Annotated in this window: 24 protein-coding genes; 8 read left to right on the forward strand and 16 right to left on the reverse strand. The window is 54.5% G+C overall.

All coding sequences use genetic code 11. The features are described 5' to 3' along the window. Nucleotides 1-678 precede the first annotated feature (678 nt). The 4 genes from fucU to KP806_RS06845 are packed head-to-tail and all read right to left on the reverse strand — an operon-like array spanning nt 679 to nt 5,155. Nucleotides 679-1,110 (reverse strand): L-fucose mutarotase, encoded by a 432-nt coding sequence (fucU, locus tag KP806_RS06830; RefSeq protein ID WP_224722822.1) that lies wholly within the window; start codon nt 1,108-1,110, stop codon nt 679-681. 13 nt (nt 1,111-1,123) lie between these two features. Continuing rightward, nucleotides 1,124-2,653 carry a rhamnulokinase gene (locus KP806_RS06835; RefSeq protein ID WP_224722823.1) on the reverse strand — a complete coding sequence of 510 codons (1,530 nt, stop codon included), beginning with the start codon at nt 2,651-2,653 and terminating at the stop codon, nt 1,124-1,126. 36 nt (nt 2,654-2,689) lie between these two features. Continuing rightward, the gene (locus KP806_RS06840; RefSeq protein WP_224722824.1) at nt 2,690-3,349 is read right to left on the reverse strand and encodes a class II aldolase/adducin family protein; all 660 of its coding nucleotides are present in this window, start codon (nt 3,347-3,349) and stop codon (nt 2,690-2,692) included. 15 nt (nt 3,350-3,364) lie between these two features. Next, a complete protein-coding gene (locus KP806_RS06845; protein ID WP_224722825.1) occupies nt 3,365-5,155 on the reverse strand; it encodes an L-fucose isomerase in 1,791 nt (596 codons plus the stop codon). A gap of 128 nt (nt 5,156-5,283) precedes the next feature. On the opposite strand from KP806_RS06845, the gene KP806_RS06850 reads away from it, so the two are divergent. Beyond that, the gene (locus KP806_RS06850; RefSeq protein WP_224722826.1) at nt 5,284-6,306 is read left to right on the forward strand and encodes a LacI family DNA-binding transcriptional regulator; all 1,023 of its coding nucleotides are present in this window, start codon (nt 5,284-5,286) and stop codon (nt 6,304-6,306) included. 40 nt (nt 6,307-6,346) lie between these two features. On the opposite strand, the gene KP806_RS06855 is transcribed toward KP806_RS06850, so the two are convergent. Further along, nucleotides 6,347-7,210 carry an AraC family transcriptional regulator gene (locus tag KP806_RS06855; RefSeq protein ID WP_224722827.1) on the reverse strand — a complete coding sequence of 288 codons (864 nt, stop codon included), beginning with the start codon at nt 7,208-7,210 and terminating at the stop codon, nt 6,347-6,349. A 147-nt stretch (nt 7,211-7,357) separates the two neighbouring features. Between KP806_RS06855 and melA the strand changes: the two genes are divergently transcribed. After that, complete coding sequence (gene melA / locus KP806_RS06860) at nt 7,358-8,656, forward strand: alpha-glucosidase/alpha-galactosidase (protein WP_224722828.1); 1,299 nt, start codon at nt 7,358-7,360, stop codon at nt 8,654-8,656. A 130-nt stretch (nt 8,657-8,786) separates the two neighbouring features. Continuing rightward, a complete protein-coding gene (locus tag KP806_RS06865) occupies nt 8,787-9,467 on the forward strand; it encodes a cupin domain-containing protein (protein WP_397376364.1) in 681 nt (226 codons plus the stop codon). 77 nt (nt 9,468-9,544) lie between these two features. On the opposite strand, the gene KP806_RS06870 is transcribed toward KP806_RS06865, so the two are convergent. The 3 genes from KP806_RS06870 to KP806_RS06880 form a co-directional block, all read right to left on the reverse strand. Then, nucleotides 9,545-9,820, reverse strand: coding sequence for a DUF6171 family protein (locus KP806_RS06870; RefSeq protein WP_224722829.1), 276 nt, complete (start codon nt 9,818-9,820; stop codon nt 9,545-9,547). A gap of 10 nt (nt 9,821-9,830) precedes the next feature. Then, nucleotides 9,831-11,321, reverse strand: coding sequence for an alpha-N-arabinofuranosidase (locus tag KP806_RS06875; protein ID WP_224722830.1), 1,491 nt, complete (start codon nt 11,319-11,321; stop codon nt 9,831-9,833). A gap of 178 nt (nt 11,322-11,499) precedes the next feature. Then, nucleotides 11,500-12,282: an alpha/beta hydrolase gene (locus KP806_RS06880; protein WP_224722831.1), complete on the reverse strand. Its 783-nt coding sequence runs from the start codon at nt 12,280-12,282 to the stop codon at nt 11,500-11,502. A 228-nt stretch (nt 12,283-12,510) separates the two neighbouring features. On the opposite strand from KP806_RS06880, the gene KP806_RS06885 reads away from it, so the two are divergent. Together KP806_RS06885 and KP806_RS06890 are read left to right on the forward strand one after the other, a co-directional pair. Then, the gene (locus KP806_RS06885) at nt 12,511-13,491 is read left to right on the forward strand and encodes an aldo/keto reductase (protein WP_224722832.1); all 981 of its coding nucleotides are present in this window, start codon (nt 12,511-12,513) and stop codon (nt 13,489-13,491) included. Nucleotides 13,492-13,655: 164 nt separating this feature from the next. After that, nucleotides 13,656-14,141 (forward strand): C40 family peptidase, encoded by a 486-nt coding sequence (locus tag KP806_RS06890; protein WP_224722833.1) that lies wholly within the window; start codon nt 13,656-13,658, stop codon nt 14,139-14,141. Between the two features lie 72 nt (nt 14,142-14,213). Here KP806_RS06890 and KP806_RS06895 read toward each other — a convergent pair whose 3' ends face one another. Then, nucleotides 14,214-15,080: a helix-turn-helix domain-containing protein gene (locus tag KP806_RS06895; RefSeq protein ID WP_224722834.1), complete on the reverse strand. Its 867-nt coding sequence runs from the start codon at nt 15,078-15,080 to the stop codon at nt 14,214-14,216. A gap of 467 nt (nt 15,081-15,547) precedes the next feature. Continuing rightward, nucleotides 15,548-16,171: an ATP-dependent DNA ligase gene (locus KP806_RS06900; protein ID WP_224722835.1), complete on the reverse strand. Its 624-nt coding sequence runs from the start codon at nt 16,169-16,171 to the stop codon at nt 15,548-15,550. 133 nt (nt 16,172-16,304) lie between these two features. Between KP806_RS06900 and KP806_RS06905 the strand changes: the two genes are divergently transcribed. Together KP806_RS06905 and fabV are read left to right on the forward strand one after the other, a co-directional pair. Next, nucleotides 16,305-16,514 carry an alpha/beta-type small acid-soluble spore protein gene (locus tag KP806_RS06905; RefSeq protein WP_224722836.1) on the forward strand — a complete coding sequence of 70 codons (210 nt, stop codon included), beginning with the start codon at nt 16,305-16,307 and terminating at the stop codon, nt 16,512-16,514. 222 nt (nt 16,515-16,736) lie between these two features. Further along, entirely contained in the window at nt 16,737-17,927 is a 1,191-nt protein-coding gene (gene fabV / locus KP806_RS06910; protein WP_224722837.1) for an enoyl-ACP reductase FabV, read from the forward strand. A gap of 123 nt (nt 17,928-18,050) precedes the next feature. On the opposite strand, the gene KP806_RS06915 is transcribed toward fabV, so the two are convergent. The 5 genes from KP806_RS06915 to KP806_RS06935 all read right to left on the reverse strand — a co-directional run bounded on the left by KP806_RS06915 (nt 18,051) and on the right by KP806_RS06935 (nt 24,856). Further along, nucleotides 18,051-20,600 carry a beta-mannosidase gene (locus KP806_RS06915; protein ID WP_224722838.1) on the reverse strand — a complete coding sequence of 850 codons (2,550 nt, stop codon included), beginning with the start codon at nt 20,598-20,600 and terminating at the stop codon, nt 18,051-18,053. Nucleotides 20,601-20,905: 305 nt separating this feature from the next. Beyond that, the gene (locus tag KP806_RS06920; RefSeq protein WP_224722839.1) at nt 20,906-21,574 is read right to left on the reverse strand and encodes an HNH endonuclease; all 669 of its coding nucleotides are present in this window, start codon (nt 21,572-21,574) and stop codon (nt 20,906-20,908) included. A gap of 147 nt (nt 21,575-21,721) precedes the next feature. Next, the gene (locus KP806_RS06925) at nt 21,722-22,348 is read right to left on the reverse strand and encodes an FMN-dependent NADH-azoreductase (protein ID WP_224722840.1); all 627 of its coding nucleotides are present in this window, start codon (nt 22,346-22,348) and stop codon (nt 21,722-21,724) included. Between the two features lie 184 nt (nt 22,349-22,532). Next, nucleotides 22,533-23,195, reverse strand: a complete 663-nt coding sequence (locus KP806_RS06930) for a response regulator (protein WP_224722841.1) — start codon at nt 23,193-23,195, stop codon at nt 22,533-22,535. 8 nt (nt 23,196-23,203) lie between these two features. Continuing rightward, nucleotides 23,204-24,856 carry a GAF domain-containing sensor histidine kinase gene (locus KP806_RS06935; protein ID WP_224722842.1) on the reverse strand — a complete coding sequence of 551 codons (1,653 nt, stop codon included), beginning with the start codon at nt 24,854-24,856 and terminating at the stop codon, nt 23,204-23,206. Between the two features lie 93 nt (nt 24,857-24,949). Here KP806_RS06935 and KP806_RS06940 point away from each other — a divergent pair, with 93 nt between their 5' ends. Then, nucleotides 24,950-25,903: a ribose-phosphate diphosphokinase gene (locus KP806_RS06940; protein ID WP_224722843.1), complete on the forward strand. Its 954-nt coding sequence runs from the start codon at nt 24,950-24,952 to the stop codon at nt 25,901-25,903. Nucleotides 25,904-26,215: 312 nt separating this feature from the next. Here the strand turns inward: KP806_RS06940 and KP806_RS06945 are convergent, their stop codons facing one another. Further along, nucleotides 26,216-26,977, reverse strand: coding sequence for a DUF3891 family protein (locus tag KP806_RS06945; RefSeq protein WP_224722844.1), 762 nt, complete (start codon nt 26,975-26,977; stop codon nt 26,216-26,218). Nucleotides 26,978-26,999 lie beyond the last annotated feature (22 nt).

The raw sequence follows: 26,999 nt of genomic DNA on the forward strand, positions 1-26,999 counted from the left end.
ATGATATGAAATATGGCCATCTTTACGATGTAACGAGGTACATGGACTGGCGCACTAAAGAGGATGTTTTTGTTTTTTATCTTAAGAAAGCAGGGCCCTTTTGGTTTGTTTCGAGTGTTGGCACAGGACCCTGAACTCAATCAATCATAAAACCCGTTCCGCCGATTATTGGGCGAGAGCCGCCGTTGTTTTGAAAATAGGACTGACATACCTTTGGGCTTCGCCGGCTATTGCAGCATCGGCGGGGTTGTAAGAAACAAAGACCGGGAGAAATACGAATACGGCAATTGGAAAAAGAGCTGCTCCCGGCATCGACGCCTAAGAAGCAGCCCTTATTTAGGTTACTTTTCCGCACTCCCGTCAATCGGCAGGTACATACTGTTTCTGAGGGGGCAGCAGCGGACATAGAATCCGTTATTGGCGAAAAAACGGCCGTCATTGACTAATTTTGGGACTCACGATCCGCTATTTTCCCTGTTTAGGCAGAATATTAGTCTCAAAACCGTCAATAGCGGATCTCAGGTCCGTTCAATTTGTTAAAGCAGCCTATACACCGAAATAACGGATTCACGGTACGATCGGAGAGCGTGTTGCCGGCATTACTGCTTGCCGCCGCTCCGCACAGATCGCGTTTCATATGAAGCACAGGCGAAGCCGCTCCGGTTCACAAGCCCCATCTTAGTCTGCGATTACGCCTTTTTTGAGAATCAGGTTGGCGTACAGCGCGCTTTCGCCGGTCGCGACGATCGCATATGCATGCTTGGCCCGCTCATAAAAAGCAAAGCGCTCGACCTCCTCGAACGGCTCGGCGAGACCCGTCCGGCTCTCAATAATCGTCCGGTATTGCTCCCAGATCGGAGTCTGTACCGTATCTCCCGGTACGACCTGCATCAGCGCCACCGGCCTGACAACATACTGGTCAAGCGGGAACAGCTGAAGTATCGCGTCCAGAAGCCCCGGAATATTGTGCCCGTCGGCACGGACCAATCGCTGTGCGTGGCTTGCCGCCGGAAAATTGCCGTCCGCCAGCACGATTTCGTCGCTGTGGCCCATCTCGCTGAGCACCTGCAGCAGCTCGGGAGAAATAAGCTTCGAAATGCCCTTTAACATATCGTCACATCCTTTAGATCAATTCCGTTTTTTCTTCCTGCGAACTTTTAGCCATCAATCGTTTGAAGCGTTCGAAGGCGGCATCCCAATCCGTCGGCTGCTGCGGAGTATACGTCCCGATCGGGAACGATTCGGACACAAGCCGCCGCGCCGCCTGCAAATCCGCGCATTGGCCGGATGCGATCAGCTGCAGCAGCATGTTGCCGATAGCGCTGGCCTCCACGGGACCGGTCCATACCGGGCGGCCCAAAGCATTCGCGGTAAATCGGCACAGCAGCTCGTTCTGAATTCCGCCGCCAACCATATGCAAGCCGCCGAACGCCGTACCGGAGAGCGCCTCCATCTGCTCCAGCGCTTCCCGGTACCGCAGCGCAAGGCTTTCCAGCACGCATCTCGCCACCTCGCCCTTCGACTCCGGAACCGGCTGCGAAGTTTGGCGGCAGTAGGCCTGAATCCGGCCGACCATGCCGGACGGCGCGTAGAAGGCGGCGTCATCCGGAGCGATCAGACTGCGGAACGGCTGAGCCGCTTCGGCCAGCGTGACTAGCTCGGCGTAGGAAACCTCATCCCCCTGTTCGTCCCATTCCCGTTTGCATTCCTGCAAAATCCATAAACCCATAATGTTCTTGAGCAGCTGGTACGTGCCGCAGGCTCCGCCTTCGTTCGAAAAATCGAGCGCCATGGCTTCGGGTGTGACGATCGGCGCAGAACGTTCGGTGCCGAGCAGCGACCACGTTCCGCATACAAGATAGGCAAAGGGCCCTTCTCCCAAAGCCGGAACCGCAGCGATGGCCGATTCGGTGTCATGCGTTGCGACCGCAACCGCTTCGATCGGCGGTACGGAAAGCTCCTCGCACACTTCAGGCGTCAACGGCCCGATGCGAGTCCCCGGATGGATCGGGCGCAGAAGAAGACCGGCTGGTAAATTTAGCTTTTCCATGAGCGGCACGTTCCAATCCTGCTCCACCGGATGGAACAGCTGCGTCGTCGTCGCCATCGTAAATTCGCAAACCTTTTCTCCGGTGAGAAAATAAGCCAGCAAATCCGGCGTCAGCAGCAGCGTGCGCGCCGCTTCCAGCTTAGGCGACTCCGCCTTCTTCATCGCATACAGCTGATTAATCGTATTAAAAGGCATAAACTGCAGGCCGCCCTGCTCGTACAAGCTTTCTTTGCCGAAGCGGCCGATGAGTTCCTCTACGATTCCTTCCGTCTGGGCATCGCGGTAATGGTACGGGTTGCCGAGCAGCTCGCCGTTCGCGTCGAGCAGGCCGAAATCTACGCCCCATGTATCGATTCCGAACGTCTGCGGCTCGTAGCCTTCCTGGAAGGCTTTGCGGATGGCGTGCTTCAGCTCCTGAAGCAGGCGCAGAATATCCCAGTGCAAATGCCCGCCTACGGCGACCGGCTGGTTCGGAAACCGGTGAATTTCCATCACCGCGAGCTTCGGCCTGCCGTCAGGCCCATCCGGCAGAAGCTCGCCGATCAATGCTCTGCCGCTGCCGGCGCCGAGATCAAACGCTAGTACGGAAGCTAGCTTCGTCATTCGGTAAATCCTCCCTGTCTATGTCCATGCCGCATTCTATTTCATTTTTTGCAGCAGCTGGATCCGGTAAGCTTCGCTTTCCAGCGAAGCGATTTCCTCGAACTCTTCCTTCGTGAGCACCTTCGGCTCGCGGACCGCCTTGGCGATCAGATAAATTTTGCAGCTCTCCTCCACAACCTCCGTGCGATAGTATGCCTCGCGAAGATTGCGGCCCGATGTGACAAGCCCGTGATTGCCGAGCAGCACCGAGCTGGCTTCGTTCACCTTCTCCACATAAGCGTCGGCCAGCTTATCCGTTGTCGGCAGCACGTAAGGAACGTATACCGTTTTGCCGACCAGCGCGGCCTGGTCCGGGAACATGATCGGCAGCTCCTGCTCCACCAGCGTAAACGCAATGCAGTTCGGCGGGTGCGTGTGAACGATCGCTCCGATATCCGGATTGGCGCGGTAAGCGTAGAGGTGCATCAGCACCTCCGAGGACGGGCGCAGGCCGATATCCGTCATTTCTCCCGACTCGATATCCACCTCCACCCACTGATGCGGCTCGATTTCGTCCAATGCAAAACCGCTTGGCGACAAATACATTTTCCCTTCGTATTTCGCGCTAATGTTGCCGCCCGGTCCTACAACCAGCTTGTTCGCAACCGTCTTGCGCGCATATTTGCATAATTCATTCCGAATGTCCGTGCTGCTCATCGTAAAACCTCCGATTTATTTATAAATAGGGCCGAAGTTTTGGCATGCGCGGTAGTCTGCGCTTTCCGCGTCAGCCGTTCCGAACAATCCCCAAGCGCGAGGACGGAATACGCGATCCTCCGGTACGTTGTGCATATTGACCGGAATACGGAGCATCGAAGCAAGCGTAATCAGGTCGCTGCCGATATGGCCGTAGCTGATGGAGCCGTGGTTCGCGCCCCAGTTGTCCATCACGTCATAAACGGAACGGAACGCGCCCTCGCCCGTCAAAGTCGGCGCGAACCAGGTTGTCGGCCAAGTGGAGTCGGTCCGTTTGTCAAGCGTATCGTGAACATGCTCAGGCAGATCGACGGAATAGCCTTCCGCGATTTGCAGAACCGGCCCGATGCCCTTCACGAGGTTGATGCGGGACATCGTCATCGGCATGCCGCCGCGCGTCAGGTAATCCGAGGAATAGCCGCCGCCGCGGAAGTATTCGACCGATGCCGGACGCCACGAGGTTGCCGCCAGACATTTGCGCGCTTCTTCCTCGGAAATTTCCCAGAACGGCTTCATCGCCGGCTGGCCGTCCCTCGACTGCTCGCCTGTGCCGTCAAGCGTAGCCGGTCCGGAATTGATCAAGTGCAGCAAGCCGCCGCTGGCTGCTCCGGACAGCTGATGACCGGTTACGCGTTCAACCGAATCAGGGCTCCAGTATGTGCGGACGTCGGCGAAAATTTGCGCCGTGTTTGTCAGCAAATAGCCGAACAGCATAACCGCACCGTTCAGGCTGTCGTTTTCCGTAGCCACGATGTACGGAGCGCGGATGCCGTTCCAGTCGAATGAGGAGTTAAGCAGCGCTTCCATGAAATCTCCGTTCGGAAAATGATCCGTCCACTGCCGCTGGCCCTGAAAGCCGGAGACGATCGCGTTGTGGCCGAGCGCTTCTTCGCCAAAGCCAAGCTCCGCCAGCTTCGGATTGCCCACCATCAGGTCGCGCGCGATTTGGGTCATTTTGACAACCGTTTCCCAGTCCTGATCCTTGCGCTCGCGGGACGTCTGAATGTCGGCCGGGTTGTTGTCCGGACCTTCCAGGCAGTTCTCCTTCACCCAGGAAAGAGCCTTCGCGAATTCTTCCGTATCGTAAATGTTCTCTTCCATGCGGCGCACGAATTCCGTCATGTCGATATACTCGGTCCGCATGCCCAGATACTCCTGGAAGAAAGAGTCGTTTACGATCGAGCCGGCGATCCCCATCGATACGGAACCCATCGACAAATACGATTTTCCTTTCATATATGCAACAGCAAGGCCGGCTCTTGCGAAGCCGATCAGCTTGTCCTTCACGTCGTCCGGAACCGTCGTGTCTCCCGCGTCCTGCACGTGCTCGCCGTAAATGCCGAATGCCGGAAGGCCCTTTTGCGCATAGCCGGAAAGCACCGCTGCCAAATATACCGCGCCGGGACGCTCGGTTCCGTTGAAGCCCCATACCGCTTTCGGGATAGACGGATCCATGTCCATCGTCTCAGTGCCGTAACACCAGCAAGGCGTTACGGTTATCGATACCCCTACGCCTGACCTTGCAAACTTCTCCGCGCAAGCGGCCGCCTCGGCAACTCCGCCGATGCAGGTGTCGGCGATGACGCATTCTACCGGCTCGCCATTCGGATAACGAAGACTCTCGGACAACAGCTGTGCCGTAGCCTTCGCCATGTTCATCGTCTGCTCTTCGAGCGATTCGCGAACTCCTTTGCGTCTGCCGTCGATCGTAGGACGAATGCCGATTTTAGGAAATCCGGCTTGAAAGCGCTGGTTTGCTTCTGACATAAATATGACCTCCAGTGGGTTATAATAATGTTATCGATAACCTTAAAGTAACAAGATTAAACCTTGCTGTCAACGCTTACTTTTTTGTATGATAGATTCTACGATTTATCGATAAGGGGACGAAACCGATGGTAACGATCTACGACATAGCGGCCAAAGCAAACGTATCCGCAATGACCGTCTCCAGAGTTATCAATAACACTGGGAAAATCAGCGAAAAAACAAGGGCGAAGGTAAAGCGCGTCATGGAGGAGCTGAACTACGTGCCGAACCAGACGGCGCGCAGCCTCGTGCTCCAGCAGACGAAGCTGCTGTTCCTGCTCATCACCGATATTATGAACCCGTTCTATACGACGCTGGCGCGCGGCGCCGAGGATGCGGCCAAAAAATCGGGCTACCGCCTGCTGTTCGGCAACAGCGACGAAAGCCTGGAGAAAGAGGCCGATTACGTCACGACGATTCTGACGACGCGGGTGGACGGCGTAATGGTGGCGCCTGCAGGCGATCCGTCGCTTGCTCATCTGGAATCGCTGCGCAAGCATAACGTGCCGTTCGTGCTGCTGGACCGTGAGGTTCCCGGCATCGAATGCGATATCGTGCTCGGCGACAGCAAGGAAGGCGCGCGGCGGCTGGTCGGCCACCTGGCTGAAGCCGGCCACACGCGCATCGCGCTGGTGAACGGGTCCCCTTCGATCTCAAGCGCAAGGCTGCGGCTGCAGGGGTATATGGAGGGGCTAAAGCTGAACGACCTGGCCTATGACGAGCGTTATCTGTTCGAAACCAGCTTCGGGCCGCTCAGCGATTTGACGGAAATGGGGAATTGGCTGGACCGGATGGATCCGGCTCCGACCGCGATCGTGGCCGGCAACAACGTGCTGGCCGTGGAAATATTAAGACTGCTGCGCGCGAGGCAAATCCGGGTGCCGGAGGATATGTCCCTCGTCTGCTTCGACGATTTGGGGCCTTATTCGGAGGTCGAGCCGTTTATGACGGTTGCCGCCCAGCAGGCGTACCAGTTCGGCTATATGGGCATGCAGATGCTCATCGAGAGAATCCAGGACCGGGAAACGGCGCTGCCGTGGAAAAAAATCGTGCTGCCGGCCGAGCTCGTCATCCGCAGATCCGTGAAGCACGTTAAGGAGCCGGTCTGACAAACTTTTACCGGATCTTTACCGGTACCTCGCCGGCCCTTCACCCGTCCTCATCGGTCCTGCGCGAACGCCTGTAATCCGTTGGAGACTTCCCGCTCCATTTGTGAAACTGCTTCGTGAAGAACAGCGGGTCGTTATATCCGACGGAGGCTGCGACCTGCGCGACGGTGAGTTCGCCCTCCAGCAGCTCCTCCGCCTTTTTCATTCTCACCTTGAGCAAATACTGCATCGGCGACAAGCCTGTCGCCTCCTTGAACAGCCGCGTCAAATGGGAGCGGTGGTAGCCGAGCGTTGCGGCAATCCCTTCGATCGATAGCTGCTGCCCGTATTGAAGCGACAGAAGCCGGATCGCCTGATCGATTTGGCGGTAGGAGCGCGTACGCGGGCCGCCTGCCTCTGTCTCCACCCCTTGGCGCCCACTCCCGAGCTCGTGCAAAATCATCCGGAGCCAGCCCGACGCTTCCATATTTCCCAGTGCGGGATTATCCTTTCTCTCCATACCTTTGCGAAGGCTACGGAACATCCTTTTCATCGCCGGCAACCGGCAAGCCCGAAATACTCCCGTGTCCGGCTTGATGCCGATCGAGGAGAGCGAGTCCTCCACAATATCCCCGGAGAACGCCACCCACATATACTTCCACGGACGAATCATGTCGGCCTGATACCTGACCAGCAGATCCGGAAAGATGACGAATGCATCGCCGGCCCTTAATTCATGCGACTCGCCAAGCGTTTCGAACACGCCCTCCCCGTCCAGCACGACATGGATCAAATAATAATCGTGTACGGCGGGACCGATAAAATGCCCGGCGACGGGCTGGCCCAGCCCGCTGAACAGCACCGACATTTCCCCCTTTAACGGGGCTGCATTGATGCTTAATGAGAAATAATGATGGGTATCCATGCTTCGGCTCCTTCTCGTCCGTTTCTCCCATCATACTAAATGCTGCAACAAAACTCCATACAATGCTTCGTTCCTTCCATATTCATTCGGCGGCTCCGACCTTATACTGAAGATGTCAGCAACCAACGAAATGGGAGGCCAACATTCATGTCCAAAATTACGTTTATCGGAGCAGGCAGTACAGTATTCGCGAAAAATATTCTCGGCGATGTCATGCAGACCCCGGCTCTGCAAGGCTTTGAAATCGCATTATTCGATATCGACGCCGAGCGTCTGGGCGACTCCGAGCAAATGCTGCTCAACCTGAAGCAGACGAGCGGCAGCACCTGCGTCATCAAAGCTTATACCGACCGCAAGGAAGCGCTGCGCGGCGCCAAATACATCGTGAACGCGATCCAGGTCGGCGGATACGACCCTTGCACCATTACCGATTTCGAAATTCCGAAAAAATACGGCTTGCGCCAAACGATCGCCGATACGGTCGGCATCGGCGGCCTTTTCCGCAATCTGCGCACCATTCCGGTCATGCTCGACTTTGCCCGCGATATTAACGAGGTATGTCCGGATGCGCTGTTCCTGAACTACACGAACCCGATGGCCGTGCTTACGAATGTGATGAACACGTACGGCGGCGTCAAAACGGTCGGGCTGTGCCACAGCGTGCAGGTTTGCGTACCGCATCTCTTCGAGCATCTGGGCATGGACCAAACGGGCGTCAAATACAAAATTGCCGGCATCAACCATATGGCATGGCTGCTCGAAGCAAGCAAGGACGGCGTGGACCTGTATCCCGAAATCAAGCGCCGCGCCGCCGAGAAGCAGAAGGAAAAGCATCATGACATGGTCCGTTACGAGCTGATGCTCAAATTCGGTTATTACATTACAGAATCCTCCGAGCATAACGCCGAGTACCACCCCTACTTCATCAAGCGCAATTATCCGGAGCTGATCGAGCGCTTTAACATTCCGCTCGACGAATATCCGCGCCGCTGCGTCAACCAGATCGAGGGCTGGAAGTCGATGCGCGACTCGCTTGTAAGCGACCGCAATCTCGAGCACTGCCGGAGCCATGAATACGCGTCGTACATTTTCGAAGCGATTGAAACGAACAACCCGTTCAAAATCGGCGGCAACGTCATGAACACGGGACTGATTACGAATTTGCCGAAGGAAGCCTGCGTCGAGGTGCCTTGCCTTGTCGATGCGAACGGCGTAACTCCGACGTACGTAGGCGATCTGCCTCCGCAGCTTGCCGCGCTCAACCGCACGAACATCAATACGCAGCTGCTGACGATCGAAGCGGCCGTCACGCGGAAGCGCGAGCATATTTACCACGCGGCGATGCTAGATCCGCATACGTCCGCAGAGCTCTCGATGGACGACATCGTCGCCCTATGCGACGATTTGATCGAAGCGCACGGCAGCTGGCTTCCGGGCTACAAATAAGCTTGAAACCGCAAACGGCCGACCGGGGCATGCATCAAGGCATGCTACCGGCGGCCGTTTTTTTGCGCGTAAAAATGCTCACATCCTTGTAGGCAAACACATATGCTACCCTCATAAGAGTCCAAACTGCATGAGAAAGCGGGGCAGCACCTTCATGGCTTCCTATGTCGACTACTCGTCCCCCGGGGCGCAGTTCGCTTACGATTTGAACGATAGTCCTCTTTTCAGAAAAGACAGCAATAATTACGTCAACGTTTTATCCTCCAAGCAGCTTAATACGCTGGCCGGCACCTCGCTGCTGGATATCTTCCTTAGCAAAGGGAACGTAGTCGAACCGCACTACCATCCGAATGCAGACGAGCTTGTCTATTGCATCTCGGGCATTGCGGACATTGCATTGTTAAATCTGAACACGAACCGGTACCAGTATTACCGCATTCAGCCCGGCCAGGTTGTAAACCTGCCTCAAGGCTGGTGGCATTACGAGATCGCCGTCACGGATCAAACGCATCTGCTCGCCATTTTCAACGCCCCAATTCCCGAGGTGGTTTTCGGCTCGGATCTGCTGCGGTTAACGCCGCCGGGCGTCTTTGCCTATACCTATTGCCTCGATGAGACGACCCTGCAAGCCGCTCTCTCCCCCATCAGGGATACCGTGTTTTTGGGACCTCCCGCCGGCTGCAGCTACAATCCAATGAAAGGACAAACGGCGGGCGCACAGCAGCCTGCTCAGCCGTCCGCCGCAGGTTATGAGCCACGGACCAATCGGATCCGTTCGAAAGGCGATACGGGATCCGGTCAAAAGCTGTAAATAGCCTAAGGATCGAGTCAGCGCAAAGAAGAAGCCGTCCCCGGTTGGGACGGCTTCTTCTTATTGCTTATATCCGGCTATGCGTATTTTCCCCAGCGGCTGTCGCCCGGCAGCGGGCAAACCCGGTCTTTAAACTTTGCCGCGATCCGGACGAAGCAGCCGCAGACGGCGCAGGTCGTCCCCTGCTGAAGTTTCGGGCACGCCCGGCAATGCTCCAGACGCTGCTCATAAACATCGTCGGGCACACTGGTGCCGGTCCGGAACATCTCAATAGCCAAAATCCGGTCGATCTGCTCCTCCGTCACCCTGTACTCGTCGCTGCAGCCCTTGCAGCTGCCGTTTTTGCCGTGCATCGCCGCCGCCTTATTCCGAGATCAGCTCGAGCACGGTTACCGACATCGGCGACAGCTTCGCTTTGATCGAATGGCCTTCGACCGAGAACTCGCTGTAGCCGGTCGGAACGACCGCATTCGGCTGCTCGAACGTGTTATGGGCGTCCTTGACTGAAGCGGTCAGCTCCGTGCCCGATACTTTTAATCCTTGTCCCGCCAGGCCGCGCAGATCGATTACCACGTCCGCACCGGACTGGTTGTCCAGATTGCACAGGCTGATATGAATGCGCCCGCCCGCATCCTTCGAAGCGGATACCGATACCTGAGCAATTTCCTGATCTCCTCGCGCATATTTCCGGCTCTCGATTGTCGTCGTCAGCAGCGTCGCATCCTGATGCACCTTATACATGTCGAACACATGATAGGTCGGCGTCAGCACCATTTTTTCTCCCTCGGTCAAAATAACCGATTGAAGCACGTTGATAACCTGCGCAATGTTCGCCATTTGCACCCGGTCACAGTGATCTTGGAAAATGTTCAGCGTCAAACCTGCAACCAGCGCGTCCCGGATCGTGTTTTGCTGATACAGGAAGCCCGGATTCGTGCCCGGCTCGACGTCGAACCACGTGCCCCACTCGTCGACGATAAGGCCTACGCGTTTGTCCGGATCATATTTGTCCATGATCGTCGAATGGCGCGTGACCAGCTCGTCCATCCAAAGCGCTTTCTTCATCGTCGTGTACCATTCGTCCTCGGAGAAGCCGGTAGCCGCGCCCTTCTTCTTCCACTCGCCCGGAACCGTGTAGTAGTGAAGCGAGATTGAATCCATCATCCAGTGCGCTTCGCGCATAACGACGTCCATCCAGCGGTAATCGTCCACGTTCGGGCCGCAGGCGATTTTGTGGATCTTATGCTCGCCGTAGCTGCGGACATATGTCTGGTATCTTCTATATTCATCCGCGTAATATTCCGGACGCATATTGCCGCCGCAGCCCCAGTTCTCGTTGCCGACGCCAAAATATTTTACGTTCCACGGCTTCTCCCTGCCGTTCTGCTTGCGGAGCTCCGCCATCGGCGATACGCCGTCAAAGTTCATGTACTCGACCCACTCGGACATTTCCTGCACGGTGCCGCTGCCGACGTTGCCCGAAATATAAGGCTCGCACTCCAGCATTTCACACAGCATTAGAAACTCGTGCGTGCCGAAATGATTGTTCTCGACGACGCCGCCCCAATGCGTGTTGATCATCTGCTTGCGGGATTCGCGCGGACCGATGCCGTCCTTCCAATGGTATTCGTCCGCGAAGCAGCCGCCCGGCCAGCGGAGAACGGGAATTTTGAGCTGCTTCAAAGCGGCCACGACGTCGTTGCGGATTCCGTTCGTATTCGGGATCGGAGAATCCTCGCCGACCCAGATTCCTTCATAGATGCACCGGCCCAAATGCTCGGAGAAATGCCCGTAAATATTGCGATTAATTTTGCCCGCCGCCAAATCTGCTTGAATCGTGATGCGGTTTGCCATTTCAGTATCGACCTCGCTTTTAAATGTAGTTAAATTAATAAAACTATTTATTCTTAAATATAAGTATTAATCCTAACCAAATCATAATGGCAGCGGCTTCATTTTGCAATCGTTATTTCATAAAAAGAAAGACGGAATCCCGTAAGCGGGAATTCCGTCATTGCTATAAGCGCAAATATCAATTGCCGAGCGGCAGCAGCCGCAAAAAATGCTGAATATGCGTGTCCCAATAGCCCCATTCATGCTCGCCGGCCCCTTCCTCGTAGGTCAACGGAAGGCCGGCCTTCAGGCAGGCGTCGCGGAAGGCGAGGTTATCCCGGTAAAGAAAATCCTCCGTCCCGCAGCATTGATAAAGCTCCGGCTTCGGCGAACCGGAGCGCGCCAGCTTCGCGGCCAAATGCAGCAAATCGTCGTCGCTGCCTTTCAGCTCCTTATCTCCGTAGATCAGCTTAAAATGCGCGGACATATGCGGGAAAGCCGGATCCTTTACGTGGCTGGCCATGTCCAGCGCGCCTGACAAGCTCCCTGCGGCCGCGAAGCGGTCCGGATGCCGCAGCGCCCATTTGAACGCGCCGTAGCCGCCCATCGACAGGCCCGCGACGAAGTTATCCTCGCGCGCATCCGACAGCGGAAAGAAAGAACGCGCTACGGCGGGCAGCTCCTCCGTCAGGAACGTCCAGTATTTATTCCCGTATTCCATGTCCGAATAAAAGCTCAAATGGACGTTCGGCATAACGACTGCGAGTCCCAGCTCCGCAACGTACCTCTCGATCGACGTTCTTCTCGACCAGATCGAGTCGTCGTCGGAAAATCCGTGAAGCAAAAACAGGACAGGATGAAGCCCCCGGCTGCTGCGGTTGTTCATGCCGATTTGGGCATGCGTCTGCTGCGGCAAAATAACGGTCATCGAGGTGCTTAAACCTAACGTTTCCGAAAAAAAGCGACAACTTATGAGAGCCAAGCTTCATTCCTCCCGATGAATAAGAGATTCATAGTATCGTGTTATTCTAGTAAAATGTAGCATCATATTGAAGCGCTTGCAATGCCAGGCCCACAAACGAAGCAATGCCGGCCCGCCGAGGACGAAGGTTAGTTAGTGAACTTTTTTTCAGTCCTTATCTGATTCCTGAACGGAAGGTATAATAATAGACGTCTGAAATCTATTTCCATTGCGGAGGAATGATTAACGATGAGAATCATGCCACTTGAGAAACGGGGCATATCCGGCAGCCGCCTGGCACTTGGCTGCATGGGGATCGGCGGAAGCTGGGACCGTTCGGAGCCGTATACGGCGGAGCATATCCGCCAGGCGGAGGCCGCCGTTGAGGCCGCGTTGTCGGCCGGAATTACCTTTTTCGATCACGCCGACATTTATACGAGAGGCAAAGCCGAATCCGTATTCGGTGAAATATTGAGAAGACAACCGAACCTGCGCGGTCAAATCGTCATTCAGTCCAAGGTCGGCATCCAGCTGGCCGAGGGAGATTTACCGGCCCGCTTCAACTTTTCGAAGGAGCATATTTTACCGTCGGTAGACGGCATATTGGAGCGGCTCGGTACGGATTATTTGGACATCCTGCTGCTTCATCGTCCCGATCCGCTGATGGAGCCGGACGAAATCGCCGAAGCGTTCACCAGGCTGAAGCAGTCGGGCAAAGTGCGGAACTTCGGCGTTTCGAACATGAACCCGGGTCAAATTCGATTCCTGCAGCGTTCGCTGCCGGATCCGCTTGTCGTGAACCAGCTGGAAATGAGCCTGCTGCGGCATGACTGGATCGATCACGGCATTCATGTCAACCAGAAGGCGGGCCTGAAAAACAACTTCCCGGACGGGCTCATGGAATTGATGCAGTCGGAGGATATTCAAATTCAGGCTTGGGGACCGCTCGCGCAAGGCAGATTTTCCGGCAGAGTATACGAGAACGCGTCGGAAGCGGAGCTGAAGACAGCCGCTCTTGTGGGGCAGCTGGCGGAACAGAACGATACGACGCCCGAGGCGATCGTGCTCGGCTGGCTGATGAAGCATCCCGCCAAAATCCAGCCGGTCATCGGTACGATTAATCCTGACAGAATCGCCGCCTGCAGAGATGCCGTCCGGCAGTCGGAGCTTATGACACGGGAGCAGTGGTATACGCTTCTCGTCAGCGCAAGGGGCATTCATATGCCTTAAGGCTTGGCAAGCCCGTTTTGATTAATATTTTTTCATGAATTTCTCATAATCGCTCAGAATCCCCATCTCTTCACGCGTCTCGCTCTCATGTGCGGAAAACGGCATGTTTCATATGTGGTATGATCGTACACATAAAACGAAACGCGGAGGGACAACCTGACAGCATGAGAACATCTACTCTATTGAAATCGATTGCAAAAGCGAGCCTTTGCAGCGCGATTATACTATCGTCCGTTACATTCGGAACCTTTGCGCAAAAAGCGCAAGCAGCGACACCACAGACCATCAAGCTTATTTCCGTAGGCAAGAAGTATCTCGGAACACCATATAAGTACGGCGCACCGGCAGGCGCTACATACGCATTCGACTGCTCTTCCTTCACTCAATTTTTGTTTAGAGGCTTTGACGTCACCCTCCCTCGCACGACTACGGCGCAAGCCTTGAAGGGCAAGAAGGTGAGCAAGGGTTATCTGAGCATGGGCGATCTTGTCTTCTTCAATACGAACGGCAAATCGATCAGCCACGTTGCTATCTATGCGGGCAACAACAAAATGATTCACAGCTCCAGCAGTAAAGGCGTTACGGTCTCCGACATGAATTTAAGCTATTGGAAAACCAAATATGTAACGGCTAGACGCGTCATCAATTAACTTGCAAGGGCCGATTCCAAGTCATGAAGAGAGACTTTGGGACCGGCCCTTCTGTATGCTTACCGGCCCCGGTTATGGCCGATCGGCCACATGCTGGCGGCGGTATTTGAGCGGCGTCGTCCCTACAACCTTTTTGAACAGTGAGATAAAATAGGAAACGTTCGGGTAGCCGACTTGAATGCCGACCTGCTCGACCGACAGCGATGTCGATTGCAGAAGGCGGCAGGCCTGCTTGACTCGTCTGGCCGTCAAGTAGTCGGTAATGTGGCTGCCCGTCTCCTCGTGAAACACCCGAGATACGTAATATTTGGACAAGTGGAGACGTTCCGCAAGCTGCTCCAGACCGAGCTCCTCCCGGTAATTGGTTTCAATCAGCTGCATGATTTGCTCCGAATAACGAAGCGGTCTGCCCTCGTCAGCCGTTCCCGCTCCTCCGGTGGCGGCTACCAAGCCCAGCAGTTGAAGCAGCAGCATCGTAACTTCCTCCGCCTCCTGCCCCCGGCCGCTTCGGCTCATCTGTTCATAACCCTCGAAAACCGCCTCCGCCCGGCTGAATTCCGAACGCAGATCAAATGCCGGGCCGGTCGTTCTCCCCTGCCAAAGCCTCATAAACAGTTGATGCCTAAGCGCGAAAGGCTGCAGGCTTCCCGCCACGTCCGATGGCTCGAAAAAAGCGATCGACCGCCTGTAAGGCTTGTCCCCGCTCACGTTCATAAATATTTTGTGCAGCTGGAAAGGCTGAAACAGAAACAGCATGCCGGGACGCGCCTCATAGGTATGCTGATTGACAATGACGGTGCCTTCCCCTTCATGCACGAACAGCAGCTCCATACATTGATGCCAATGATAAAAACCCGGATACGGAGTGTCCGACTTGAAGCCGTGCGTCCATATGAAGGTGTCGCCGTTAAAGGCTACGGGATCAAACAGAAAATTCATGACGCCTCCAAAAGAGTAACAGAAAGTAGTTGCGAATGATCGGCAGGCAGAACTGCCGTCTATCAACATCAGCCGAGAGGACTCCCACTTCTGCGAGTGTTGAGTGAATCGGCTCTTCCTGAATCTGACCCAAAAAGTGTTGGATTTGAATGTAATATTTTGATATAACAAAAAGGGAACATACGTTCTTTGATGACTGAACATATGAGGTTGTAGCAGGTACAACTTGGCTCTGCTACGTAAAATGTCCAAGCCACCATATAAGCCTTTAGATTCTTAGGAATCTTTCAAGTTGCTCAAAACGTATTCCCAAAGGTATTTCCAATGGGATGGAGGGGCTGGCGGCAACCAATCCGTCGACGTGTCAGCTCCACTGGTGTTAAGACGTTTGATTCGATTAAACGGATACATCAGAAACCCCCACTTCAATCGAAGCTATAGCATAGATAAGTGGTGGGAGTATTCATTCAGTATGCCAAGTTATCGGGCATTTGAAAAGGATAATTCCGATTCATCACCTTCAGCCAGTCGTCCGCCTTTCCTTCCTCATACAAGCTGTCCTTCCGCTTGCAGACCATGCCCTCCAGCTTCGACTTTTTGACGAGCTCGAACAAGTCCTTGCCCGCCCCCTCGACATAAAGCAGCTTTTTGTAATAGGCATTATCTTCCAGAATGCGATCCAGCAGCTCCTTCCGCTCAAGCAGCGGCTTCTCTCTCAGATCGGCTCCGTCGTAATGAAGAATGTCAAATACAAAAAACAGGACCGGAAAGCTTTTTTTCGCATCCCGGATGGCCGGCCCCTTCTTCAGCCTATAACGCTCGATCAGCGTCCGGAATTCCGCGGCGCCCGTATCCGGGTTCACGTAAGCCACTTCTCCGTCCAGGATAACGTCAGCAGGCTTCACTAAAGGAACGTTATGTAATTCCGGATACTGCCGCGTGACGTCGTTGTTATGCCTGGTCAGCAGCTTCGGTCTGCCTCCGGTAAACTCGAGCTGCAGGCGGTGGCCGTCAATCATCGGCTCGAATAAATATCGCGCATCGTCAAAAGGCTCCTCGCGCTCCGTCATCAGCATCGGTTTGCAGAACATTTGGCCGCCACCTCCCGTGTTCCCATTTTAACACGGACTTAACCGTAAAAAAGACGGTAATTTCAGGTGCAATTAGCGAATAATCCATTTCCTTTTGCTGCATAATACGGTTAAAGAAGGAGGCTGAGAACAGATGGCAAACCGAACGAATCAACTCGTCATTCCGGGTGCGCGTGCCGCTCTGGAGCAAATGAAATACGAAGTCGCTCAAGAGCTTGGCATACAACTTCCGCAGGACGGCTACTACGGGAACATGACGACGCGGGACATGGGCTCCATAGGCGGATACATCACCCGCCGCCTCATCCAAATCGCCGAACAGCAGCTTGCAGGCCAACGCTAAAACGGTACATAAGCGCAAACGGCTGACGTTATCCTTTGGTGGATCGGCATCCGTTTCGCGATGAATGATAAGCGCCGAAACAGCAGCATCGCTGACCCGGCGCTTATTTCTTTGCCCGGGAACTTCCCTTTGCCCGCAAAAATCGGTAAAATGGGATAGAGCTGTCCGGCTGACTCTTCCCTTACATAAGCTGATTCCACCAAAGAAAGGAATATTACCAATATGATCATTCAACCGAAAACACGCGGCTTTATTTGTACAACCGCTCATCCGGAAGGCTGCGCCAAGCAGGTGCAGCGCCAAATCGAATACGTGCAGGCTCAGCCTGCCATTGAAGGACCCCGAAACGTGCTCGTCGTCGGCGCTTCCACAGGCTACGGCTTGGCATCGCGCATCGTATCCTCGTTTGCTGCAGGCGCCAACACAATCGGCGTCTATTTCGACAAAGCGGCCGAAGGCGCCCGCACCGCTTCCGCGGGCTGGTACAATTCCGCCGCATTTGAAGAGGCGGCTTCTGCGGCAGGACGCAAATCCTACAGCATCGTAGGCGACGCTTTCTCCGACGAGATCAAAGCCAAAACGATCGACCTGATCCGCACCGAGCTGGGTCAAATCGATCTGGTCGTCTACAGCGTGGCATCGCCTCGCCGCACGCATCCGAAGACGGGTGAAACGTTCTCCTCCGTCATCAAGCCGCTTGGCAGCACTTACTCGAACAAAACCGTCAATTTTCATTCGGGCGAAGTAACGCAAGCGACGATCGAGCCGGCTACCGAGGACGAGCTTCGCCAGACGATCGCCGTAATGGGCGGCGAAGACTGGCAAATGTGGATTGATCAGCTGCAGGAGGCCGGCTTGCTGGCTGAAGGCGCAACGACGGTCGCCTACTCCTATATCGGTCCTGAAATTACGCATGCCGTCTACCGCGATGGAACGATCGGCGCTGCGAAAAACGATCTCGAAGCGACAGCGCACCGCTTGAACGAGCAGCTTTCCGCAAACGGCGGCCGTGCATTCGTATCCGTCAACAAAGCGCTCGTCACGCAATCGAGCTCCGCGATTCCGGTCGTGCCGCTTTACATTTCCGCCCTGTACAAGGTCATGAAGGAAGAAGGCATTCATGAAGGCTGCATCGAGCAGATGTACCGCCTCTTCTCCGACCGTTTGTACAACAACGGCCAAACGCCGGTCGACGAAAAAGGCCTCATCCGTGTGGACGACTGGGAGATGAGACCGGAAATTCAGGAGAAGGTCTCAAAGCTGTGGGCCGACCTGACGACGGAGAACGTATATGAGCTCTCCGATCTCGTAGGGTACCGCCGCGAGTTTTTCCAGCTGTTCGGCTTCGAAACCGACGGCATCGATTATGAGGCTGACGTGAATCCGGACGTAAACATCCCGAATCTCAAATAAAGCGCAAGAGCTGCCAGCCGGGTCTGTGATGACCGGAGGGCAGCTCTTTTTCGATGTGGCCAAAGCCGATTCACGCAAAAAAGATGACCTTCGAAAGATCGAAAGTCATCTCCTTGCCCCGTATCATGCCAAAAAATCAATCATTGAACGGGCCGTTATTGCACCGGGAACGGCCGATCGGCTTATCGCCTCGCCTTCCTTGCGGTGCCGGAATTCCACCGTCTTCGATGTCCCGGGAATCAGGTCAAAGAAATTATCGCTGAACCTTCCGTCATTCTCTGCAGTCAGCCATACCTGCTTCACCAGCGTGTCCGCCTCGACAAGGTAGCTCGTCCCGCCGCTGCCTTCCACCTCTGTCACGCGAATGGAGCCCGACTTAAGCGACAGCTCCTTCGCATAAGCAAAGTAATGGTGCTTGCTGTCCAGCTTGATCCCGTCTTGCTCCAGCTCCGCGAGCAGCACGACACGGTCGGCGCCGCGGCCGGCCAGCCACTCCCGCTCGTCCAGCGTGTAGACGACTGCCGCGCTGTTCCCTTCTGCAAATCCATCCGCTTTGGCTTGGTTCAGAAGAACGCCGTCAAAGTCGTACAACGAAACCGTCAACGTACCGCTTATAGGGCTCAGTCTGTCGTTGACGATATGGATACTGATTCGGCCCTCTTCTTCCGTACGGTCGAAAGACAAGATCGTATCGGCGAAGCTATTTTTCGCATAATATTGCATTGCTTTCCATTTGCCGTAATAGTCGATCCCCGCCCATGAGGCGACCGGCCAGCAATCGTTCATTTGCCAATAAAGGGTGCCCATGCAGTAAGGCATACGTCTCCGGTGCGCTTCAATGGCCATCTTCATCGCTTCGGCCTGCAGCACCTGGCTCATATAGAGGAAGGACGGGAAATCCTTCGGCTCGCTCATGTAAATATCCATATATTCTTTGATCAGACGGTTTCCGTCGCCGTTTTTCTGATGCGCGCGCATGACCTTCGAATCGAGCGCCAAGTCGCTCTCAACGGCAAACGTCATCACCGTATCGTATTCCGGAAACGATTGGAAGCCGTATTCGCTCATGAACCGCCCGACCTTTACATTGTAATTTTCGAACGGCTCGACGGCATGCCATACGCCCCAATAGTGAATGTCCCCTTCCGTGGACAGCGGATGCGCGTGCTGGTTCATATCACCGGATAACGAAATCATCGGCGAAGAAGGCCAATAATGGGTCCCCGGCGCAAAGCTCGTTACGGCTGCCGGCAGGATGTCATGGAAAATCGCCTCGTAATCCGCCCAGATCGTTTTCCGTTGCTCGCCTGTGTAATGCTTCTTCCAGCCCCAGCCGCCTTCTTCGTCATATTCGGCCCAGGCGGAATCGATCTCGTTATTGCCGCACCAGAGGACGATCGACGGATGATTGCGCAGCCGTTTTACGTTTTCTTCCGCTTCAAGGCGCACATTTTCAAGGAAAGTCTCGTCGCCGGGATACATGCTGCAAGCGAACATAAAATCCTGCCACACTAAAATGCCGTATTCGTCGCACAACTCATAAAACGCCGGCTGCTCGTAGATGCCGCCTCCCCACACCCTGAGCATGTTCATGTTGGACTCCGCTGCGGATACGATCTCATGCCGGTACCGCTCGTCCGTCACATCCGTTACGAAGCTGTCGTTCGGAATATGATTGGCGCCTTTGGCAAACACAGGAACACCGTTCAGCTCAAAATAAAAGCTGGCCCCGGCCGCATCCTTGTCTCGCACCAGCCGAACCGAACGAAGGCCGGTCCGTATCGATTTGGAGGACGAGGCGCCTTCGGCTCCATCCTCTGCAAACTCCGCTATGAACGTATACAAATACTGCTCGCCAAGCCCTCTGCTCCACCACAGCTTCGGATTCGCAATGGCGGCAGGCACGTTAACGGTATTTACGCCGCGCTGCAGGTTCACCCTTTGCTCCCATGCCAGCGTCCCCGCGCTTACTTTTACAACGCCTTCGCACTCGCGGCGGCTTTCGATTTCAACGGTTAACGTCAAGCTTGCTTCTGTTGCGGATACACGGTCCTGACGGACGAATACGTCCGTAATCCGGCTGCCCGACCAGCCGGTAAGCCGTGCTTCCCTCCAAATGCCGCTCGTGACGAAACGAGGACCCCAATCCCAGCCATAATGATACGGCGCTTTCCGGGCAAACACGCTAATCTTATTATCCCCTAAGCCTCCCAGCTCGGATTGGTCGTTGGAGGCCGGCAAATTGTAGCCAAGACGCTCGATTTTCGGCAAATCTTCGTTCACCGGCGAGCGGAACCGGATATTCAGCACGTTGCCGTTTTCCGTTACAAGCCCCGACACATCCGCTTTCCACGTTCTGAACATATTATCTGCCGAAAGGACATGAGTGCCGTTCAGCGTTACGTCGGCGTAGGTGTCGAGGCCGTCGAATACCAGCTCGAGCGATTCGGAACGAAGGAGCTCCTTATCCACATCAAAGCGGGATTCGTATTCCCAGTCGATTTTGTCGATCCACTGAAGGCCGTGCTCGTTCGTGGAATAAAACGGATTTTCAATAACGCCGTTCTTTAGCAAATCGGTGTGTACGCAGCCCGGAACCGCGGCTGGCATCCACTCCTTTTCTCCGCAAGCTTTAAATTTCCAATCTTGTAGCAATACATTAGTCTCTCTCATTGCAGCCTCCTAATTCGCTTTCGTGTTCATCCGCCTTAATGGCCCGGTGCGGCAGCTTCCGAAGACGGCTTACATTTCGACATATTTGTTATCAAGTTTGTTTGATAATTATATAACGGATGTTAGCACCAAACGTTGTTATCGGTCAACATATTAAATTTGTTAGTTTTGTTAGTTCAGGATGAACGACGTCAAAAAGGCTGAAACCAACCCTGTCTTGGTCAGCATAAAACGTTAATCCGCATCTCTGCGCAAGGCTAACAACATAACAAAACAAAAAGGCTGACCCCCGTTTGTCCGTAGACTTAGTGGTCAGCCTCTTCTATTCTCATGAAATGCCCGATATCCTGATCCGCCTTCGACTGGTTGCATGCGTTGCATGCGCATACGCAATTGTCGGGAGTTGTATGACCTCCCTTGGCACGGGGAAGCATATGATCAATCGTATCTCCCGGCTCTCCGCAAAAATAACAGAGATAGCCGTCGCGCTCCAAAATGTACCTCCGGAAATCCCGGTTGCTGTACAAGCGTTTTATGGTGGACCGGTTGACGAGCACGGCCATCCGTTCCTTGACCAGCGTGCTGGCCAGCTCCAAATCGATTTCCTGATGCCATTTGCGTCCCTTGTCCGTGCGCCCCCGCATCCAGATCGTGCCCCGCCGCGTCGTCTTCAGCAAGGCGGCCTCTTTGACAGCAAGGTCCGGACTTCTTAGCAAGGCATGGAGCGATTCCCATGAGCTGCTCCTTGCGGTGGAGACCATTGCTGGAGCCGGCGGCGCCGGCAGGCTCCTTGCTCGTTTCACGCGCACAGGTTCGGCTGTCTGACCGGAAGTGATCACTCCCGTCTTGCGGCATTCCCGGCATGTGCCGCGCCTGGCGCCCGCTCCCGACCGTTTGCCCGTTCGGCGCAAAAACGCAGAAAGCGGTTTCTGTTCTTTGCACACCCTGCATGTTTTCGTTACTTGCTGCTCCATCTCATCCATGTTTGGTCCGGGACGGCGCCGTGTGCGCTCCCGCTTTCGTCCTCTCGGTCTTTTATTAACATTGTAGCATTCATAGTAAAAAAGACAACCGAGCGCCTGCCCGATTGCCTTTTCTCGCATCAAATGAAATTGTGCCGATTAGAAGCTTGCAGCCGCTGTCTCTGCTTGCGCGATTCCGGCTGCGACCAGCCCCGCCGCTTGATCCTGAAGCTGGTTATGGCCTTCCACCACAACGGTCTCGAAATTTTTCACTCCGAAGAAGCTCATCATGTTGCGGACGTAGTTCAATGACATTTCCGCCGCCGCGGCAGGCCCTTCCGAATAGATGCCTCCGCGGGCGTTGATCAGTGCAACCTTTTTGTCCGAGATCAGGCCAACCGGGCCTTCAGCGGTATATTTAAACGTTTTGCCGGCTTGGCTCAGGTAGTCGATGTACGTATGAAGAACAGCAGGAACCGTAAAATTCCAGAGCGGGAAGCCGAATACGACCTTGTCGGCAGCGAGAAACTGATCGATATATTTTCCGGCAACCTCTGCGGCAGCCTGCTCGGCAGGCGTCATATCAAGGCCTCTCGACGCTTTGAAATTGCCGTTAATCATATCTGCGTTCATATAAGGAAGCTCTTCCTCGAACAAGTCCAGCTCAATGACGGTGTCTTCCGGGTGGGATTTCTTGTAGCTGTCAAGAAATGCTTGATACAGCTGGACGCTGACGGCTTGCTCGATTGCACGATCATTTGCTTTTACGAATAGTACAGTACTCATTTTTTATATTCCCTCCAAGATGTGTTTGTTTACTTTTTGTAAGTACCTTTATTGTATTTAGAATTGCGTTTCGGCACATCGGCACATAGACCGAAAAATAGGCAAAAAAAATCCGCCTAAGGCGGAGGACCGGTCTTAGGACTATCGATGGAGATACAGCCGGATTTTTTATTGAAATTCAAATCTAGTTATCGGCCGCATGCTGCATTTGTACCGCATACAAGGCCGCTTGCGTGCGATCAGACAATCCCAGCTTGCTTAAAATGCTGCTCACATGCGTTTTGACCGTCTTCTCGGCCACCGTCAGCGCTCCGGCAATCTCTTTGTTGCTCATTCCCTTCGCCAGCAGCTGAAGCACCTCCTGCTCCCTCGGCGTTAATGCCGCTCTCGCATCGAAACTGACGGAGCCTCCCCTGGCGTCCGCCGCCGGAAGCGTAACCTCGACAAGCGAGCTCGCGATATCCGGATGGAGCTGTACGTTGCCTTTATGCGCACTGCGGATCGCCTCGGCCAGCTGATCCGGCTCCACATCCTTCAGCATGTAGCCCGCCACGCCCGATTGAAGTGCAGGCACGATGTGGCTGCGGTCAGCAAAGCTGGTCAATACCAAAATTTTGATGCCGGGATGCCTCTCCACGAGAAGCCGGCTCGCCTCGATTCCGTCCATGACCGGCATATTCAGGTCCATCAGGATAATGTCCGGCTTCCATTCCCCCGCCTTTTCGACCGCTTCCTTTCCGTTATAAGCCTCGCCGACCAGCTCAAAGTCCGGCTGCATGCTCAAATAAAAGGAAATCCCCTTCAATACGATTTGATGGTCGTCAACCAACATAATTTTGATTTTCACGTCATCCTTCACTCCTTGTCCCGCTGCGGCTGGCCGTCTGTGATTGGAATAACCGCCTTCACGGACGTCTGCATTTCCGCACCGCTCCGGATCGACAGCTCGCCGCCCAGCATCTCCGCCCGCTCCCTCATCGACAGCAACCCCATCGTCAAACGGCCCTTGAGCGTTTCGGGCGAAAAACCTTTCCCGTTATCAGCGATTTCCAGACTGACCTGCCGCTTCGACTTCACCAAATGGATGGAGACGCGGTTCGATTCCGCATGCTTCTTCACATTGTTAAGGGCCTCCTGGCCGATTCGCCACAGCGCCTCTTCCACCTGACGCGGCAGCTCGCGAACGCCCTCGGCCTGCTCGTGAACGATTAAACCCATGCTTTGCCCATACTGCTTCAGCGCAGTCAGCAGCCCATGCTCCAGTCCGGCCGGATGCAGCTGCCAAATTAGCGTCCTCATTTCCTTCAGCGCTTCCTGAGCCATCTGTCTCATCTCTTGCAGCGAGCGTTCAACGACCGCATCCTTGCCGGCAATGACCGTTTCCGCCCCTTTTGCCAGAAAGCTGAGCGAGAACACCTTCTGAATAACCGAATCGTGCAGGTCGCGCGCCAGCCGGTTCCTCTCCTCCATTCGCGCCAGCTCGCGCTGCTGCTCGTACAAGCGCAGGTTCTCGATGCAAAGCGTGATGTGGTCGCCCAGCGAATACAGAAAATCCTGCTGATAATCCGCGAATTGCCTGCATGAACGGCTGCTGATCAACAAAACGCCGGCCGTGCAGTTTCTGATTCGGAGAGGAATCGCCGCCGCGGAGAAAAAGGAAGGGATGCCGATAGAGGACAACGAAGAGCAAGGCAGCTTGCTGTTGTCATCAATTAATACAACTCTGTTCTCGCGGAAAGCCGTGCTTACCGGACCGGCTTGATCGACTGCAAGCATGCGCCATTCCGCCGTCACGTTCCCGTCCGTATATTGGGCCCGCAGCGAAAGCTGCTCCTGCTCGTAGAAGAACAACGATACATGCTGCCATTCGAAAGTGTCCCCGATGCATTTGACGGCAAGCAGCGGCAGCTCGTGCACTTCCTGTATCGCATGTATATGCTGAATGACGTCGCCGAGCTTTGCGTACAGATTGGCATTAAGCTCCTGCGCCTGATATAAGCGGATCCGCTTGATGGCCGTGCCGATTTGATACGCGACCGCTTGCAGCAGCGCCAGCTCTTCGTCCGAAAACCTCTCCCTGCCCGCTTCCGCCACATTCAGCAAGCCGAAGCGGTCCTTGCCCGCGCTGAGCGGGACCGTCGCATGATGCGAAATGCCTTCCGTATCGCCCAGCTTCCGGGAAGCTGCATAGGAAATACGCGAGCATTCAATAATATTAACGGCGCCTCTCAGTTTATTTTGCTTGAAGCTTTCCATGCACCAGCATTCGGTACCGCACATCACCTCGCGGTTGCGGGCGTTCAGCGCTGCCGGGAGCCGGTAAGCCGCTCTGCACAAATTTTCGCCGGAATCGTCCATCATAAAGATCCAGCCCGTACTAAAGCCCGTCACCTCAAGCAGCTTGACAAGCACATCATGAAGCATCTGCTCCATGTCGTTCGTGCTGTTCAGCATCTCCGCGATTTCCTTCAGCGCCGCGAGCTCGTTCCCTCTTTTGTCCCGGTACACGGCCTTCCCTCTTTTCCGCCAGTTTTTATTTGTTCTCGATTGCTATGTTTGTTATGATGTTCTAAAGAACAGGTGCGTATTTAGGAGGATATCATGCAAAAACTCAAAATATTTTCAGGCTCATCCAATATACGGCTTGCCGAGCAGCTTTGCAAGCAGCTTGAGCTACCGCTTGGGGATGTCGCCATCTCGAGACAGCAAAGCGGAGAAATTCACGTTTCTTACCGGGAATCGGTCAGATCCTGCCACGTCTTCATCGTGCAGTCTTTATCTCACCCGGTCAACGAGCATCTCATCGAGCTTCTTGTCATGATAGATGCCGCCAAACGCGCATCGGCCAAAACGATCAATATCGTCATGCCTTATTACGGCTATGCCCGCCAAGAACGGAAATCCGCTCCGCGCGAACCGATTTCCGCCAAGATGGTGGCGGATGTGCTGACTACCGTCGGCGCCAACCGGATCATCACCGTAGATTTGCATGCCGACCCGATTCAGGGCTTTTTTGAAATCCCGGTGGATCATTTAACCGCTCTGAGGCTGATTATCGACTATTTGAAGAGCAAAAACATCCATAACCCGGTCGTCGTCTCTCCCGATGCCGGAAGGGCGACGACGGCCGAGAAGCTGGCCGGACTGCTCGATTGCCCGTTTGCGATTATGATCAAAAACCGGCCCGCCCATAACCAGTCTGAAATTACACACATCATCGGCGACGTCGAAGGCAGGACACCGATCATTATCGAGGATCTTATCGATACGGGAAGCACGATCGTCAACGTCGTGGAAGCGCTCAAGAAAAAAGGCGCCGAAGATGCATACATATGTGCCACACACGGCTTGTTCTCCGGAAATGCGCTCGACAAGCTGAACCACCCGAACATCCGGGAGGTCGTCATCACGGATACAATCATGCTTGACGATAATCACTCCGACAAATTTATCGTGCTGCCGATGGCTCCTCTGATCGGAACCGCAATCAGAATCATTCGCGAGGGCGGCTCGCTCGATAATCTGTTTTTGTCGGACCACAAAGAATCCATTTAGCAAATAAAGAAAAACAGCGAAGCTGCGAGTGCTTCGCTGTTTTTCTTTTTCGCCTGGCTCTGCCGATAGAGCGTCCTTATGCTGCTGCCCGTTGGCATTGCAATAACTGTATTCATGTATTTAATTTTGCGAAATCTTTGCATTCAATAAAAATAACTGTATTTCATGTATCTAAATCACAAAAAAGCCTTGTTTTCGGTCATCATCGCCAAATTAGACTCATCAAATACAGTTATATTTTTCAAAGACTCCGTGTCGGGAAAAATAAAAGCATAAAATCCAGTAATTACTGCACGCTTACTAGCGCTACTTTTATCGTTTCTTCTCGCGAAATACGATCCGATGCTCCACCGTTTTCTCGTTCGCATATGCCGCCGCAATGCCGTGCTTAAGAACCTCGGTCTTGCTTACCCGCTTGTAAGGGAGCACCGACTCGACCACGCGGGTGAACGGAAACGGGAATAGCTCGATCGTCCTGTCGTCAGCCCAGTCGGCTTCCAGTGTCGTTTGACCTTGTCCGCCAAACCAGTATTGAAACCCTTTCGCGAACCACTCGTATTGCTGCCGCGGCGTGCCAGGCTGCTCCATACAAACGAATAAGGAAAGCTCATCGCACAGAAACAGCGCCTTCGCATGCATTTGAAGCAGCTTCACGTTGACCCGCAGCCTCTCAATGATGGCGCTTTGCCGCGCAAACTCTTTCTCGACGAACGCTACGGTGTACTCGTTGCGGAATTTTTCCGCGAGCGCCGAATACAGGATGCTGCCGATGAGCGCCGCGTATTCGCTTTTGGATTGAACGTAATCGAGAGCCGCCGTATAAAAGGAAAACCGGATATTTCCGGGATAATCGCGGAAGGAGAAAGGACGCCCGGCCGCATCGTTCCAAATCGGAATCCGGTCCAGACCGATCCAGCTGCGGTCATGCTCATAAGCGGCATACGTCAGCTCATCGAACCGGTCTCCGCTCGGGAACAGCCCGCCGTCCCATGCCAAGATCAGATCGCCCGATATGCGGGCATGGTCGTGCTGGGCAATCAGTATGAAGGCGCTATCGGTTTCGTATACGATCATTGCCGAATCCCTCCTTCAGACA

Origin of the sequence: Paenibacillus vietnamensis, from assembly GCF_020169515.1 — a bacterium.
In the GTDB taxonomy this organism is placed as follows: domain Bacteria; phylum Bacillota; class Bacilli; order Paenibacillales; family Paenibacillaceae; genus Pristimantibacillus; species Pristimantibacillus vietnamensis.

Coding starts and splice junctions, on each gene's coding strand:
- fucU (WP_224722822.1), bottom strand. CDS start 1,110: ATGTTAAAGGGCATTTCGAAGCTTATTTCTCCCGAGCTGCTGCAGGTG.
- KP806_RS06835 (WP_224722823.1), bottom strand. CDS start 2,653: ATGACGAAGCTAGCTTCCGTACTAGCGTTTGATCTCGGCGCCGGCAGC.
- KP806_RS06840 (WP_224722824.1), bottom strand. CDS start 3,349: ATGAGCAGCACGGACATTCGGAATGAATTATGCAAATATGCGCGCAAG.
- KP806_RS06845 (WP_224722825.1), bottom strand. CDS start 5,155: ATGTCAGAAGCAAACCAGCGCTTTCAAGCCGGATTTCCTAAAATCGGC.
- KP806_RS06850 (WP_224722826.1), top strand. CDS start 5,284: ATGGTAACGATCTACGACATAGCGGCCAAAGCAAACGTATCCGCAATG.
- KP806_RS06855 (WP_224722827.1), bottom strand. CDS start 7,210: ATGGATACCCATCATTATTTCTCATTAAGCATCAATGCAGCCCCGTTA.
- melA (WP_224722828.1), top strand. CDS start 7,358: ATGTCCAAAATTACGTTTATCGGAGCAGGCAGTACAGTATTCGCGAAA.
- KP806_RS06865 (WP_397376364.1), top strand. CDS start 8,787: ATGAGAAAGCGGGGCAGCACCTTCATGGCTTCCTATGTCGACTACTCG.
- KP806_RS06870 (WP_224722829.1), bottom strand. CDS start 9,820: ATGCACGGCAAAAACGGCAGCTGCAAGGGCTGCAGCGACGAGTACAGG.
- KP806_RS06875 (WP_224722830.1), bottom strand. CDS start 11,321: ATGGCAAACCGCATCACGATTCAAGCAGATTTGGCGGCGGGCAAAATT.
- KP806_RS06885 (WP_224722832.1), top strand. CDS start 12,511: ATGAGAATCATGCCACTTGAGAAACGGGGCATATCCGGCAGCCGCCTG.
- KP806_RS06890 (WP_224722833.1), top strand. CDS start 13,656: ATGAGAACATCTACTCTATTGAAATCGATTGCAAAAGCGAGCCTTTGC.
- KP806_RS06895 (WP_224722834.1), bottom strand. CDS start 15,080: ATGAATTTTCTGTTTGATCCCGTAGCCTTTAACGGCGACACCTTCATA.
- KP806_RS06900 (WP_224722835.1), bottom strand. CDS start 16,171: ATGTTCTGCAAACCGATGCTGATGACGGAGCGCGAGGAGCCTTTTGAC.
- KP806_RS06905 (WP_224722836.1), top strand. CDS start 16,305: ATGGCAAACCGAACGAATCAACTCGTCATTCCGGGTGCGCGTGCCGCT.
- fabV (WP_224722837.1), top strand. CDS start 16,737: ATGATCATTCAACCGAAAACACGCGGCTTTATTTGTACAACCGCTCAT.
- KP806_RS06915 (WP_224722838.1), bottom strand. CDS start 20,600: ATGAGAGAGACTAATGTATTGCTACAAGATTGGAAATTTAAAGCTTGC.
- KP806_RS06920 (WP_224722839.1), bottom strand. CDS start 21,574: ATGGAGCAGCAAGTAACGAAAACATGCAGGGTGTGCAAAGAACAGAAA.
- KP806_RS06925 (WP_224722840.1), bottom strand. CDS start 22,348: ATGAGTACTGTACTATTCGTAAAAGCAAATGATCGTGCAATCGAGCAA.
- KP806_RS06940 (WP_224722843.1), top strand. CDS start 24,950: ATGCAAAAACTCAAAATATTTTCAGGCTCATCCAATATACGGCTTGCC.
- KP806_RS06945 (WP_224722844.1), bottom strand. CDS start 26,977: ATGATCGTATACGAAACCGATAGCGCCTTCATACTGATTGCCCAGCAC.